At 63.3% G+C, this 13837-nt stretch carries 12 protein-coding genes; 9 read left to right on the top strand and 3 right to left on the bottom strand.

What is annotated here, in order from left to right:
• Positions 1-84: 84 nt before the first annotated feature.
• Positions 85-660, top strand: coding sequence for a MarR family winged helix-turn-helix transcriptional regulator (locus ACFO5X_RS10000; RefSeq protein ID WP_380717248.1), 576 nt, complete (start codon positions 85-87; stop codon positions 658-660).
• A 46-nt stretch (positions 661-706) separates the two neighbouring features.
• Complete coding sequence (locus ACFO5X_RS09995) at positions 707-3055, top strand: ATP-dependent helicase (RefSeq protein WP_380717247.1); 2349 nt, start codon at positions 707-709, stop codon at positions 3053-3055.
• A 373-nt stretch (positions 3056-3428) separates the two neighbouring features.
• Here ACFO5X_RS09995 and ACFO5X_RS09990 read toward each other — a convergent pair whose 3' ends face one another.
• Positions 3429-3644: a DUF1127 domain-containing protein gene (locus tag ACFO5X_RS09990; protein WP_380717246.1), complete on the bottom strand. Its 216-nt coding sequence runs from the start codon at positions 3642-3644 to the stop codon at positions 3429-3431.
• Between the two features lie 846 nt (positions 3645-4490).
• On the opposite strand from ACFO5X_RS09990, the gene mraZ reads away from it, so the two are divergent.
• The 7 genes from mraZ to mraY are packed head-to-tail and all read left to right on the top strand — an operon-like array spanning position 4491 to position 12194.
• Positions 4491-5003: a division/cell wall cluster transcriptional repressor MraZ gene (mraZ, locus tag ACFO5X_RS09985; RefSeq protein WP_380717245.1), complete on the top strand. Its 513-nt coding sequence runs from the start codon at positions 4491-4493 to the stop codon at positions 5001-5003.
• Between the two features lie 5 nt (positions 5004-5008).
• On the top strand, positions 5009-6004 hold the full coding sequence (gene rsmH / locus ACFO5X_RS09980) for a 16S rRNA (cytosine(1402)-N(4))-methyltransferase RsmH (RefSeq protein WP_380717244.1): 996 nt from the start codon (positions 5009-5011) through the stop codon (positions 6002-6004).
• On the top strand, positions 6001-6363 hold the full coding sequence (gene ftsL / locus ACFO5X_RS09975) for a cell division protein FtsL (RefSeq protein WP_380717243.1): 363 nt from the start codon (positions 6001-6003) through the stop codon (positions 6361-6363). The genes rsmH and ftsL overlap by 4 nt, the downstream gene beginning before the upstream one ends.
• Positions 6360-8144, top strand: coding sequence for a peptidoglycan D,D-transpeptidase FtsI family protein (locus ACFO5X_RS09970; RefSeq protein WP_380717242.1), 1785 nt, complete (start codon positions 6360-6362; stop codon positions 8142-8144). Before ftsL ends, ACFO5X_RS09970 begins: the two co-directional genes overlap by 4 nt.
• Before the next feature lie 13 nt (positions 8145-8157).
• Positions 8158-9645 (top strand): UDP-N-acetylmuramoyl-L-alanyl-D-glutamate--2,6-diaminopimelate ligase, encoded by a 1488-nt coding sequence (locus ACFO5X_RS09965; protein ID WP_380717240.1) that lies wholly within the window; start codon positions 8158-8160, stop codon positions 9643-9645.
• Positions 9642-11099: a UDP-N-acetylmuramoyl-tripeptide--D-alanyl-D-alanine ligase gene (locus tag ACFO5X_RS09960; protein ID WP_380717239.1), complete on the top strand. Its 1458-nt coding sequence runs from the start codon at positions 9642-9644 to the stop codon at positions 11097-11099. Before ACFO5X_RS09965 ends, ACFO5X_RS09960 begins: the two co-directional genes overlap by 4 nt.
• 12 nt (positions 11100-11111) lie before the next feature.
• The gene (gene mraY, locus ACFO5X_RS09955) at positions 11112-12194 is read left to right on the top strand and encodes a phospho-N-acetylmuramoyl-pentapeptide-transferase (protein ID WP_380717238.1); all 1083 of its coding nucleotides are present in this window, start codon (positions 11112-11114) and stop codon (positions 12192-12194) included.
• Positions 12195-12305: 111 nt separating this feature from the next.
• Here mraY and ACFO5X_RS09950 read toward each other — a convergent pair whose 3' ends face one another.
• On the bottom strand, positions 12306-12815 hold the full coding sequence (locus tag ACFO5X_RS09950; RefSeq protein ID WP_380717237.1) for a GNAT family N-acetyltransferase: 510 nt from the start codon (positions 12813-12815) through the stop codon (positions 12306-12308).
• Positions 12816-12867: 52 nt separating this feature from the next.
• A complete protein-coding gene (locus tag ACFO5X_RS09945) occupies positions 12868-13782 on the bottom strand; it encodes a glutaminase (RefSeq protein ID WP_380717236.1) in 915 nt (304 codons plus the stop codon).
• Positions 13783-13837: the final 55 nt, after the last annotated feature.

Raw genomic sequence — 13837 nt, 5'->3', positions numbered from 1 at the left:
ATGGCGCAAAATATGTGCCAATGTCAATAATGTGGGTTTATCAACTTATTGACGAAGTCATTATCCGGGCATAGTCTTGGGGGCATGACAGAACCGCGCCCAAAAAAGAACTTTCGAGGAAAGACCTACTTCGACGTCTTCGAGGAAAACCTGCGGGCGTCGCGGGTGCCGTCCGGCGCTGCCGATGCGTTGCTGTCGCTCGACATGACCCTGTTCCAGTTGATGCGGCATACGGTGAAAGCAGATCTTGTCGTGGCCTTTCTCAAGCAGGGAAATACTGGTCTGGAACCGGCGGTCTTTCAGGGGCTTGCCGCCGTTCTGCGGATCGGCAACGGGGTTGGGCGGCCCGCGCCCGGCGAGCCGACAGTCGGTGCGGTTGCGGAAGAGTTGAACATTGACCCCTCGCGCGCCTCGCGCATCACTGCCGCACTGATCGAACAGGGGTATATCAGGCGCGTGGCGGCGCAGAAGGACGGACGCAAATCCTTGCTTGAGGTGACTGAAACCGGCTGGGAACTTCTGTTCGACTTCTTCCAGTTCAAATGGCTGCGGATGGTGCGGATCTTCGAGGACTGGAGCGAAGAGGAAATCGTCACCTTCTCGCGACTTCTCGGCCGTTATGGTAGCCAGATCGCCAACCTGGGCAGCGAAGGAACATAGCGCGAACTCTCTTTCCCTTGGTCAGGGGCGCTGTTAAGGTGCCGACATGAGCAGTTTCGACGATATCGACGCCCCTGCGGCGGAACCGCTGTCCCGTCGCGCGATGGCGGCGCGGCCTGCCCCCTATCTTGACGGCCTGAACGACGAACAGCGTGCTGCGGTCCTGCAACTGGATGGGCCGGTGCTGATGTTGGCCGGGGCGGGCACGGGCAAGACGCGGGCGCTGACGGCGCGGATCGTGCACCTGCTGGCCACGGGCAAGGCGCGGCCGAACGAGATTCTGGCCGTCACCTTTACCAACAAGGCCGCGCGCGAGATGAAGAATCGCGTCGGCTCGATGCTGGGCGAGGCGGTCGAGGGGATGCCATGGCTTGGCACCTTCCACGCGATCTGTGTGAAGCTCTTGCGGCGACACGCGGAATTGGTCGGGCTCAAGTCGAACTTTACCATCCTCGATACGGACGACCAGATTCGCCTGCTCAAACAGCTGGTTCTGGCCAACAACATTGACGAGAAGCGTTGGCCGGCGCGGATGATCGCCTCGCTGATCGACGGCTGGAAGAACCGCGCGCTCGTACCCGAGAAAGTGCCGGTGTCGGACGCCAGCGCCTTCAATCATCGCGGCACAGAGATATACGCGCAGTATCAGGCGCGGCTGAAAGAGCTGAACGCCACCGATTTCGGCGATCTTCTGTTGCATATGGTGACGATCTTCCAGACCCACCCGGACGTGCTGGAGCAATACCAGCGCTGGTTCCGCTACATTCTCGTGGACGAATATCAGGACACCAACGTCGCGCAATATCTTTGGCTGCGCCTGCTGGCCGGGGCGCACAAGAACATCTGCTGCGTCGGTGATGACGACCAGTCGATTTATGGCTGGCGCGGTGCCGAAGTCGGCAACATCCTGCGGTTCGAAAAGGATTTTCCGGGCGCACATGTGGTGAGGCTCGAGCAGAACTATCGCTCGACCCCGCATATCCTTGCGGCCGCTTCCGGCGTGATTCGGGGCAATCTCGGGCGGCTGGGCAAGGAACTGTGGACCGAAGCCGCGGAGGGCGAAAAGGTTCGCTTGATTGGTCATTGGGACGGCGAGGAAGAGGCGCGCTGGATCGGAGAAGAGATCGAGGCGATGCAGAGAGGCGCGCGCGGCATGCGTCCCTTCGACCTCGATGCCGTGGCGATCCTGGTGCGCGCCAGCCATCAGATGCGCGCCTTCGAGGACAGGTTCCTGACCATCGGACTGCCCTACAAGGTCATCGGCGGTCCGCGTTTCTACGAGAGGCTCGAGATCCGCGATGCGATGGCCTATTTCCGGCTGGTGGTTTCTCCCGAGGACGATCTGGCCTTCGAACGGATCGTGAATACGCCCAAGCGCGGACTGGGCGACAAGGCACAACAGAAACTTCAGGTGAAGGCACGCGAGCACGGGGTGTCCCTTATAGATGGTGCCCGCCTGGCGCTGCAGGATGGCGACATCGGCGGAAAAGGCGCGGGCGAACTGCGCTATCTGGTCGAAAGCCTGGACCGCTGGGGCCGTATGGCCGGCGACAGGAACATCCCCCATACGGAACTGGCCGAGATCATTCTGGACGAATCCGGCTACACGGCCATGTGGCAGAACGAAAAGACACCGGAGGCGCCGGGGCGGCTGGAAAACCTCAAGGAACTGGTCAAGGCGCTGGAAAATTTCGACAATCTCCAGGGATTCCTTGAGCATGTCGCGCTGATCATGGACAACGATCAGGCCGAGGATGGCGCCAAGGTATCGATCATGACGCTGCACGCGGCCAAGGGGCTCGAATTTCCGGCGGTCTTCCTGCCAGGCTGGGAAGATGGGTTGTTTCCGTCACAGCGCTCCATGGACGAGAGCGGAATCAAGGGGTTGGAAGAAGAGCGGCGATTGGCCTATGTGGGAATCACCCGTGCAGAAGAACTGTGCACGATCTCTTTCGCCGGAAACCGGCGGGTGTTCGGGCAGTGGCAGTCGGCCTTGCCCTCCCGGTTCATCGATGAGCTGCCGAGCGAACATGTCGAGGTGCTGACTCCGCCGGGTCTTTACGGCGGTGGTTTCGGTGCGGCGGCGCCCCGTGCCTCGGACGGGATGGCCGACCGGGTGGCCGCGGCGGACGGCTACAACTCGCCGGGCTGGAAACGGTTGCAGTCCCGGGCCGGGCAACGTGGGATGTCGCAGCCGTCGGAGAGCCGGAATACGGTGATCGATCTCGATGCCGTGAGCGCCTTCAGTACGGGCGAGCGGGTCTTCCACCAGAAGTTCGGCTATGGCGCGGTTGTGGCAATCGAGGGTGACAAGCTGGAAATCGACTTCGAAAAAGCCGGCACCAAGAAAGTCGTAGCCCGTTTCGTCAGCGCGGCTGACAATATTCCCTTCTAGTTCGTCCGTTTCGATCCGCAGTGCCATGCCGTCCCATGCGAGCCGTGCGTTGCGCAGGGGGCTGTGTTGATCCATGACGGGTCACGTTTCCGGCGATACCATGCACGGCCCTGGCGCATGCTGCCACGCAGCATGATTTCGCATATTGTTTGACTGGAAAAAAGAAAACGGCGGCACCAGGGAGGAGGAGGGGTGCCGCCGTCTCTGTCGGCAACCGGTCGCGAGGGAGGAGGAGCGAACCGGAAGCGTCGTTCCCACGGCTTTCGCCGGTGGTATGGGGTGCGGCGGCATCGGGGAGGAGGATGATGCCGCCGCTGGTTACAGACGCCTCAGGGAGGAGGAGAGAGACGCCTGATCTCTGAATTCTCGGTCTTTACGACCAGTTAGCACTTTTTCGGGCCGCCGAGCAGATGCCCATACGGTCCAGACCGATGTCCGCCAGCTCCCGGTCGTCCAACTGCGACAGCGCGTCCACCGTTTCATGGTAGCGCCGCGTCGCGGCCAGTTTGGCAGCAAACCTGTCGATAACTTCGACGATTTGCATCGCCATACCGGCGCGGGGTTGAATGAAGGCACTGTAGGTCGTCATGGTCTTCTCGGTTCTTCCGGAGGCTTGCGTTAGCGCCTCAACTTGATCCTCAACATAATCGAATGCTGCACCTGCACAATACAGAAATGCTCAATGCTGCTATGCAGAAAGTGCATGGCCGGAGAAAGATGTGGCTGGGACGCAGGAAATCGATGAGGGGCTGGGCGGTTCGGATCCTCCACGCCCAAAATCCAGGCGCTTCCGAGATGCGGGGCGGGGAAAGTGGGAAATCATGGCACTGCTCTCTCTGATGCGCGGGTGAGGCGTCGGGTTTCCTTGATTCGTCACGATTCGCGCCCCTGTCGCGCCAAATCTGCGCCTAAGAACGAGAACAAATTATGAACGATCGCGAAGACCTCACGGCCCGGTGAAATTTTACGGGAAATTATGGGAGAAAGTGGCCTTGCTCCCACTGTTCTACATGTAGTGGTTGGCGCGGCCGAGGAAACAATTTGTGTGCCGTTGTTGAGGGGTTTGTCCCGGTATTGCGGCTTGTTTAAGTGGAGGAAGGGCGCCCTGAAGCCCGATTGGCAAAATTTCCCGTTGATTTCCATAAATTCCCATGGCATCCCTTGTTCATCGGATGAGGACGACACCGGGGTCACCCCAAGGCCCCGATAACAAAAAGAAAAACCTAAGGTTTCATACAGGCAAATCGACTTCATCAGACAACAGAGATCCGGCGTGTGTGCGAGCAGCATCCCCCCAGGTGGCACGCGCAGCTGGACACCCCGCGAAGCGGGACGAGGGCGGCGGGTTGATCAGTGGCAGCAGATCAACTCGCCGTTTTCCATTCTGGGGACCGGTTAACTGGACGCGGGGGCGCGGACAAAAGGGCAGGCGAACGTGAGCCGCAGCTTCAGGGGCGAAGCCCATAACAAGATCGACGGCAAGGGGCGGGTATCCATTCCGGCCTCGTTTCGCCGTGTGATCGAAGCCTGCGATCCGAACTGGCAGACCGGACAGAACCCCGAGTTTGTCATTGTCTATGGCGACCACCGTCGCAAATACCTCGAATGCTACACGATGGAGGCGATCGAAGAGGTCGACGCCAAGATCAAGGCCAAGCCGCGCGGCTCGAAAGAGCGCAAGTTGCTGGAGCGGCTGTTCAACGGCCAGAGCCTCAACGCCACCGTCGATGACACCGGCCGCATCGTGATTCCGCAGCGCCAGCGCGAAAAGATCGGCCTGGAAGGCGAGGCCTTCTTCATCGCCGCCGGCGACACCTTCCAGATCTGGAACCCGGTGACCTATGACACCGAGGAAAATCCGCTGATCGAGGAAACCCTCGACGATCTGCCCGAAGATTTCGATCCGCTGAGCCTGCTCGACGAGCCCATCCCGCAAGAGGGTGGCTGAAGGCAATGGATGACAAGGGAGACCGCCATGATACTGATCCTCACATCCCTGTTCTGCTACGTCCTCTGCTGGCGGCAGTCGCGCCGGTTTCGGGCACGTGGCTTGACGGCACCTTTGGTGCTGGAGGCTATACCCGGGCGCTGCTCGACGCGGGCGCAGAGCGGGTCATCGCGGTGGATCGCGACCCGCTTGCCTTCGAAATGGCGGCGTCCTGGGCCGACCGCTATGGCGAGCGGCTGGTAAAACAGCCGGGAGTCTTTTCGCAGATGGACTCTTATGCGCAGGATCTCGACGGCGTGGTGCTGGACCTCGGGGTTTCTTCGATGCAGCTCGACCAGGCCGAACGCGGATTCTCCTTTCTGCGCGACGGCCCTCTCGACATGCGCATGTCGCAGGATGGCATATCTGCCGCCGATATCGTGAATACCGCGTCCGAAGCGGATCTGGCCGACATCCTGTTCCAGTTCGGCGAGGAACGCGCCAGCCGCCGCATCGCGCGCGCGATCGTGCGCGCCCGGGCAGAGGCGCCAATCACCCGAACGCTGGAATTGGCAAAGCTGGTCGAATCCTGCCTGCCGCGTGCCAAGCCCGGCCAGTCACACCCGGCGACACGCAGCTTCCAGGCGCTGCGGATTGCCGTGAACGCTGAATACGACGAATTGCACCAGGGTCTCATGGCCGCCGAGCGGGCGTTGAAGCCCGGGGGAATGCTGGCCGTGGTCACCTTCCATTCCATCGAGGATCGCATGGTCAAGCGCTTCTTCGCTGCACGCGCCGGCCAGACCGGGCGGGCCAACCGCTATGCGCCCGAACTGGTCGAAGAGGCGCCACGCTTCACCGATGTGACCCGCAAGGCAATCGGTGCGGACGATGAGGAACTGGCCAGCAATCCCCGCTCGCGCTCGGCGCGGCTGCGTGTAGGCCGTCGCACGGATGCGCCGGCGGGACCCATCGCCGCCCGTGACATCGGCATGCCCGAAATCGAAAGGAGACCGTCTTGAAGAGCCTGATCTACATGCTGACAGCCCTGTCGGTCTTTGGTCTGGCCTTCTGGGCCTATCGAGAGAATTATGCGACCCAGCAGGTGCTGCGAGACACTCAGCAGCTGCGGCGCGAGATCGGCACCGCGCAATTGCGCCTGGGCGTGTTGCGGGCCGAATGGGCCTATCTCAACCGGCCGGAGCGGCTGATGCAGCTGGCCGAACTGAACTTCGACCGGCTTGGTCTGCTGCCGCTGCGCGCCGACCAATTCGGCCGGATCGACGAGGTGGCCTATCCGCCCGAGCCCGAATCCGCCTTGCCGCTCGAGATCGTCAACGGGGTCGACGTGTCGAATATCGGACAGGAGCAGAACCCATGATCCGCACGCCGCTTCGCCCCCTAGCGCGAATCCTGCCCGCACGGGACCGGGGCGAGAACCCCGAGGAGATCGAACGCGAGAACCTGCGCCACCGCCACGCCGAGATGCGCGATCGGGCCCGGGTGCGGGCCGAAGGTCGGCTTCTCATGCTGGGTGCCTTCTTCACCGTGGCCTTTGCTGTGGTGGGGATTCGCATGGGTGTGCTGGCGACGACCGTTCCTGTCGAGCCTCTGGCCAGTGCAGGCGGCAGCGCGATTGCGGCGCAACGCGCCGACATCGTCGATCGCCAGGGCCGGATTCTGGCAACCAATTTCGAGACCAACTCGCTTTATGCGCAGCCGCCCATGCTGATCGATCCGGTCGATTCCGCCAAGGCGCTGGCCAAGATTTTCCCCGATCTGGATGAAGGTCGCCTGATAAAGCAGTTCACCGGCAAACGGAAATTCGTCTGGATCAAGAAACGCATCAGCCCCGAGCAGAAGCAGGCGGTGCATGATATCGGCGATCCGGGCCTCCTGTTTGGCGGCCGTGAGATGCGGCTTTATCCAAACGGAAAGCTGGCCTCACATGTGCTGGGCGGCGCGCGGTTTGGCGAAGAGGATGTCACCACCGCGCAGCTGGTGGGCGTCGCCGGCGTGGAAAAGCAGTTCGACGGCTATCTCGCCGATCCGTCGAATGCGGGCAAGCCGCTGACGCTCTCGCTGGACCTGACGGTTCAAGCCGCATCCGAACGCGTTCTTTACGGCGGGATGCGTCTGATGAACGCCAAGGGCGCGACATCGATCCTGATGGACGTGCACACGGGAGAGATCGTCTCGATGGTCAGCCTGCCCGATTTCGATCCGAACGATCGCCCGGCGCCACCGACGTCGGGATTCGACCCGTCGGTCAGCCCGTTGTTCAACCGGGCCGTGCAGGGCCTTTACGAGCTGGGCTCGACTTTCAAGATCTTTGCAGTGGCGCAGGCCATGGACCTGGGCCTCGTGCAACCCGACACTCTGATCGACATTCGCGGCCCGCTGCGCTGGGGCAAGTTCCGGATCACCGACTTTCACAACTATGGGCGCGAGTTGACGGTCTCGAAAATCATCGTCAAGTCTTCCAACATCGGTACCGCCCGTATTGCACAGATGATCGGCGCCGACCGTCAAAAGGACTTCCTGGGCGGTCTCGGCCTTCTTGAGCCAACTCCGCTGGAACTGGTCGAATCGCGCGGCGGGCAGCCGCTGACGCCGAAGAATTGGTCGGAACTCAGCGCGATGACGATTTCCTATGGGCACGGCCTGTCTGCCAGCCCGATGCACCTGGCCGCCGCCTATGCGGCAATTGCCAACGGCGGTCACTATGTCAGCCCGACGATTCTCAAGCAGTCCGGTCCCCAATACGGTCCGCGCGTAATGTCCGAAGCCAGCGCCGCGGCCTCGCGCACCATGCTTCGCCAGGTGGTGACCGAAGGAACGGCCAGCTTTGGCGATGTGCCGGGCTATCAGGTGGCCGGAAAAACTGGATCCGCCGACAAGCCCAAGCCGCAGGGCGGATATTATGAAGACAAGGTTATTGCCACTTTTGCGACAATGTTCCCGGTGAGCGATCCGAAATATGTCCTGATCGTTACTCTGGACGAAGCGGTCGAGACCTCGGGCACCGAGGCGCGGCGCACCGCCGGCTGGACCGCGGTGCCCGTCGCCGCCGAGATGATCGCCCGGATCGCGCCGCTGCTGGGTCTGCGACCAGAGATTGAACCCGCCCGTCTCGCTGAGGTAAAGCTGACGTCGAACTGAACGGGGGGCGGGCATGGCGTCGGACGGAACTTCCAAGCGGCTGCGTCAGCTGGCCCTTACCGCTATCGGCGGCCGGGATCCGCTGATCACCGGCCTGTCGGTGGACAGCCGCGACACCCGGCCTGGGCACCTCTTCGCGGCTCTGCCCGGCACGAAGGTCCACGGCGGCGAATTCATATCCTTTGCACTCGGCAAGGGCGCGGCGGCAATCCTGACAGACGCCCAGGGCGCCAAAATCGCTGCCGAGGCGCTGGCCGACTCGCAGGCCGCGTTGATCGTGAGCGACGATCCGCGCCAGACGCTGGCCTACACTGCGGCTCTCTGGTTCGGCGCGCAGCCGGCCACCATGGTTGCCGTGACCGGCACCAACGGCAAGACCTCGGTGGCCACCTTCACCCGGCAGATCTGGGCGGAACTGGGTCATAGCGCGGTCAATGTCGGCACCACCGGCGTCGAGGGCGCCTGGAGCGCGCCGCTCAAGCATACGACGCCCGAACCGATCACCCTGCATCGCGTTCTGGCGCAGGCCGCCGCTGCGGGGGTCACCCATGCGGCAATGGAGGCGTCGTCCCACGGGTTGGAACAGCGTCGCCTTGATGGCGTCAGTCTGACGGCCGCCGGGTTTACGAATTTCTCCCAGGACCACCTCGACTATCACACGAGCTTCGAGGCCTACTTTGCAGCAAAGGCGGGACTTTTTCGACGGGTTCTGCCCGAGGAAGGCACCGCTGTCATCAATATCGACGACCCGCGCGGTGCCGAAATGCGCGCCATCGCGGCCGCACGCGGGCAGCGGGTGATCACCGTGGGCCATGGCGTCGGCGATCTGAGCCTGCTGGCGCAGCGGTTTGACGCGACCGGGCAGGATCTGAGATTTTCCTTTGGCGGCAAGACGTTTCAGAGCCGACTTGATCTGATCGGCGGTTTCCAGGCGTCGAACGTGCTGACGGCCTGCGCTCTGGCCATCGCCTGCGGCGACGAGCCGGCGGATGTGTTCAATACCCTGCCGCATCTGACGACGGTGCGGGGCCGGATGCAATTGGCCGGGAGGCGTCAGAATGGTGCCGCTGTCTTCGTGGATTTCGCCCATACCCCCGACGCCATCGCCACCGCTCTCGCTGCGGCGCGTCCGCATGTTATGGGACGGCTCATCGCGATCATCGGCGCCGGGGGCGACCGAGACAGGGCCAAGCGCCCGCTGATGGGCAAGGCCGCGACGGAATACGCCGATGTCGTGATCGTCACCGACGACAATCCCCGCTCCGAAGTGCCGGCGACGATCCGCGCCGCCGTGATGGACGGCGCGCCCCACGCAACCGAGGTGGGCGACCGGGCCGAGGCGATCCTGCGCGGGGTCGACATGCTGGAGCCCGGCGACGCGCTTATGATCTGCGGGAAGGGTCATGAGACAGGTCAGATCGTTGGCGACGACGTGCTGCCCTTCGATGATGTGGAGCAGGCCAGCATGGCCCTTAGCGTTCTGGACGGGGGGCTGCCATGACACTCTGGACCGCGGCCGAGGCCGCTGCCGCCACCGGCGGGAAGACTAAGGCAGATTGGACGGCAAGCGGTGTATCCATTGACACGCGGACGCTGCAGCCCGGCGATCTCTTCGTCGCGCTCAAAGCCGCACGCGATGGACATGACTTCGTGGCCCAGGCGCTCGACAGCGGCGCGGCGGCGGCACTTGTGACACATGTGCCCGAAGGCGTGGCGGCAGATGCGCCTTTGCTGATCGTCAAGGACGTGCAGGCGGGGCTGGAAGCGCTGGGCCGTGCGGGTCGGGCGCGCACCGGAGCCAAGGTGGTCGCGATCACCGGCAGCGTGGGCAAGACCTCGACCAAGGAGATGCTGGCGCAAATCCTGTCCGACCAGGGCCGCACCCATGCCTCGGTCGCCAGTTACAACAATCACTGGGGTGTGCCGCTGACTCTGGCGCGTATGCCCGCGGATACCGAATTCGCGGTGATCGAGATCGGCATGAACCATCCGGGCGAGATTGCACCGCTGGCGCGTATGGCACGGCCGCATGTCGCCATGGTCACCAATGTCGCTGCGGTGCATCTCGAAGCCTTCCCGAACGTGCCGGCCATCGCGGTGGAGAAAGCTGCGATCTTCGAAGGCCTCGAGCCGGGCGGCGTCGCGGTGATCAACCACGATATCGAAACCGCTGCGATTCTCGCCGCCAAGGCAGTTGACCTGCGGATGCGCGACATCGGCTTTGGCTGGCATGGACACGACTACGTGCTGAAAGACGTGCAACTGGCCGGGGACACCACAGTGGTTCAAGCCACGGCTCGGGGCGAACCGGTGCTGTTCAAGCTGGCGACACCGGGCAAGCACTTTGCCATGAATGCGCTGGGCGCCCTGGCCGCGGCCGAGGCGCTGGGCGCCGACCTGGCGCTGGCCCTTCAGGCGATCGGACGATGGCGGCCGGTCTCGGGCCGGGGCACTCGCGAAGTGATCCGTCTCGACCCGGTCGAGACCGATCTGACGCTGGAGCTTTATGACGACGCCTACAACGCCAACCCCACTTCGACGGGCGCCTCGCTCGAGGTGCTGGCTGCGGCGCGTGTGCGCCACGATACGGGGCGGGTTTCGCAGGGGCGCAGGATCGCCTTTCTGGGCGACATGAAGGAACTCGGCCCCGATGCGGCCGCGTTGCATTCCGCGCTGGCCGATCATCCCGCGATGGTCTCCATCGACACGGTGCATTGCATCGGCCCCCTGATGCGGCACCTCTACGACGCGCTGCCGGAAGCGCGGCGCGGGGGCTGGTGCGCCACGTCCGAGGAGATGGCCAAGGGCGTGCGCCACAAGCTCGACAGCGGCGATGTTGTGCTGGTCAAGGGCTCGTTATCGATGCAGATGGCGCGGATCGTTGACGCGATCCGGAAAATGGGTCATGGGGCGCCCGGCGATTCCGGGGCCGGTGGCCCTGACGATGATGAGTAGGATCTCTTCAACATGCTCTATTGGCTCACCGCGCTCAGCGATGGCGGGGACTTTTTCAACCTCTTCCGCTACATCACGTTCCGCGCGGGTGGAGCCTTTCTGACGGCGCTGCTGTTCGGCTTTGTCTTTGGCCGCCCGCTGATCGCGGTGCTGCGCCGCCGGCAGGGCAAGGGCCAGCCGATCCGCGACGATGGTCCGGCGGGGCACTTCGTCAAGGCGGGCACGCCGACAATGGGCGGGCTGCTGATCGTCGGCGCGCTGACAACGGCGACACTGCTCTGGGCGCGGCTTGACAATCCCTTCATCTGGCTCGTCCTTTTCGTGACGCTGGCCTATGCGCTGATCGGCTTCGCAGACGACTATGCGAAGGTCTCGAAACAGAACACCAAGGGCGTGCCCGCCAAGGTCCGGATGCTGCTCGGTATCCTGATCGCGGGTATCGCGACCTTCTGGGCCGCGCAATATCACCCGGCCGCGCTGCAGGGCCAACTGGCCCTGCCGGTGTTCAAGAACACGCTGATCAACCTGGGTCTGCTCTACATTCCCTTCGGGATCTGCGTGATCGTGGGAGCCGCCAATTCGGTGAACCTGACCGACGGGCTGGACGGGCTGGCCATCATGCCGGTGATGATCGCTTCGACCACGCTTGGGGTGATCTCCTACGCCGTCGGCCATGCGGTGTTTTCGGAATATCTGGACGTTCACTATGTTCCCGGCACGGGCGAAATCCTGATCTTCACCGCGGCGCTCTTCGGCGGGGGGCTGGGGTTCCTGTGGTACAACGCCCCGCCCGCGGCGGTCTTCATGGGCGATACCGGCAGCCTCGCGCTGGGTGGGGCGCTGGGTGCCATCGCGGTGTCGACCAAGCACGAGATCGTGCTGGCCATCGTTGGCGGTCTGTTCGTGGTCGAGGCTCTGTCGGTGATCATTCAGGTTCTCTACTTCAAGCGGACCGGCAAGCGGGTGTTCCTGATGGCGCCGATCCACCATCACTATGAAAAGAAGGGCTGGGCCGAGCCGACCATCGTGATCCGCTTCTGGATCATTTCGCTGATCCTCGCGATGATCGGGCTGGCGACGCTAAAGGTCCGCTAGGGCGTCCCAGCTAGGACGGGGGGTCAAGTGGCTGAAAATGCTTGATTTTTCTGGGGTGGGGTTGTTCTGCCGCATTTTCTGGCCCTGCGGCTGCCCTTTCACGCCGCCACATCAGGGCACTGTCAGCGCATAGACGTTGTTCAGATAGCTCCGGTCCTGAATGCGAAAATGCGTCTCGCCAACCTTTTCGAAACCGAGGGCGAGATAGAAGGCGATGGCCGGATCGTTCTCCGCATTGGTGGTCAGCCAGACCGAATCGGCGCTCATCTTGGCGCAATGCTCCAGCGCTGCGGCCAGCAGGCGCTTTCCGATCCCTTTGCCGTGATGGCGCGGCTGCACGTAGAAGGTCGCGATTTCCACGTCCGAGCAACCGGGAACCGGGGCCGGGCTAGCGCGTGACACCCGGATGAACCCGTCAATGCCTTCGTCGTTCTCCGAAACCAGAATGAACTGTCCGGGGTCGCGCAGCAGCGCCCGCATCTTTGCCGGTGTGAAGTTCTCCAGCGCATAATCGGCAAAAAAGGCGCTGACGCCCTTCTTGAGATAGGTGCCGATCCAGACCTCGATCGCGATGGCGGCAAGGCTGGAAGCGTCGGACTGGGTCGCTCTGCGAAGGGTCATGGCCGATAGACGTCCATCGCCGGAGCGAGGTCAATGCCGAACCGTTGGCCGCTCAGAACACCGACCAGTCCATCCGCGCCGCGACGCGCTCCATCGCCTCGGTGCCCAGCTTGGAGTTGCCATTGGCGTTCAGTCCCGGCGACCAGACCGCGACAGAGGCCTGTCCGGGCACGATGGCGAGGATCCCGCCGCCGACCCCGCTCTTGCCGGGCAGACCGACGCGAAAGGCGAAATCGCCCGAGGCGTCGTAGTGGCCGCAGGTCAGCATCACCGCGCAAAGCCGGCGCAGGCGCGCCTTCGAAACCAGGCGCGGCATTCCTGGCGCGGCGATCAGGAAGCGGCCGGCGAGGGCCAGTTGTTTTGCTGTCATCTCGATGGCGCATTGGTGGAAATAGGTGCCCAGCGTCATCTCGGGCGGATTCTTGAGGTTCCCGCAGGCGTAGAGGAAATTCGCCAGCGCGGCGTTGCGGTGACCATGCGCCTTTTCCGAGGTGGCGACCGCCTCGTTGATGTAGATCGCGTCGTCGCCGGCGGCGGTGCGCACGAAGGTCAGCAACTCGGCCAGCGCCTCGCGCGGGGGGCGGCCGCCGAGGATCTCGTCGGTGGTAACGATGGCGCCAGCGTTGATGAAGGGATTGCGCGGGATACCGCGCTCGTATTCCAGCTGAACGATCGAGTTGAAGGCGCTGCCCGAGGGTTCGCGCCCGACTCGAGTCCAGAGCTGGTCGCCCGACCGGCCCAGCGCCAGCGCAAGGGCAAAGACCTTGCTGACCGACTGGATCGAAAAGCGGGTATCGGCGTCGCCCGCCGTGATCAGGCGGCCGTCGGCAGTGGCGACGGCGATGGCGAGCTGATGCAGCGGAACGCGGGCAAGTTCGGGGATATAGGTGGCGACATGGCCCCAGTCCGCGCTTTCGCGCAGTTCGGCGTCGACGTCAGTCAATACCTCTTGCAGTCGGTCGGTCATGGTGCGGCTCCTCGTGGTGCGCTTGTTCCACGGGCGGGTGAGGCACGCAACCGGG

The sequence above is a fragment of the Seohaeicola nanhaiensis genome, assembly GCF_042654245.1.
GTDB classification, from domain to species: domain Bacteria; phylum Pseudomonadota; class Alphaproteobacteria; order Rhodobacterales; family Rhodobacteraceae; genus Seohaeicola_A; species Seohaeicola_A nanhaiensis.
The sequence above is the reverse complement of the archived record's forward strand: the minus strand, read 5'-3'. Positions and strand labels throughout refer to the sequence as shown.

Excerpts from the sequence above, each read along its gene's own strand:
- ACFO5X_RS10000 (WP_380717248.1), top strand. The coding sequence starts at position 85 with ATGACAGAACCGCGCCCAAAAAAGAACTTTCGAGGAAAGACCTACTTC.
- ACFO5X_RS09995 (WP_380717247.1), top strand. The coding sequence starts at position 707 with ATGAGCAGTTTCGACGATATCGACGCCCCTGCGGCGGAACCGCTGTCC.
- ACFO5X_RS09990 (WP_380717246.1), bottom strand. The coding sequence starts at position 3,644 with ATGACGACCTACAGTGCCTTCATTCAACCCCGCGCCGGTATGGCGATG.
- rsmH (WP_380717244.1), top strand. The coding sequence starts at position 5,009 with ATGGATGACAAGGGAGACCGCCATGATACTGATCCTCACATCCCTGTT.
- ACFO5X_RS09970 (WP_380717242.1), top strand. The coding sequence starts at position 6,360 with ATGATCCGCACGCCGCTTCGCCCCCTAGCGCGAATCCTGCCCGCACGG.
- ACFO5X_RS09965 (WP_380717240.1), top strand. The coding sequence starts at position 8,158 with ATGGCGTCGGACGGAACTTCCAAGCGGCTGCGTCAGCTGGCCCTTACC.
- ACFO5X_RS09960 (WP_380717239.1), top strand. The coding sequence starts at position 9,642 with ATGACACTCTGGACCGCGGCCGAGGCCGCTGCCGCCACCGGCGGGAAG.
- mraY (WP_380717238.1), top strand. The coding sequence starts at position 11,112 with ATGCTCTATTGGCTCACCGCGCTCAGCGATGGCGGGGACTTTTTCAAC.
- ACFO5X_RS09950 (WP_380717237.1), bottom strand. The coding sequence starts at position 12,815 with ATGACCCTTCGCAGAGCGACCCAGTCCGACGCTTCCAGCCTTGCCGCC.
- ACFO5X_RS09945 (WP_380717236.1), bottom strand. The coding sequence starts at position 13,782 with ATGACCGACCGACTGCAAGAGGTATTGACTGACGTCGACGCCGAACTG.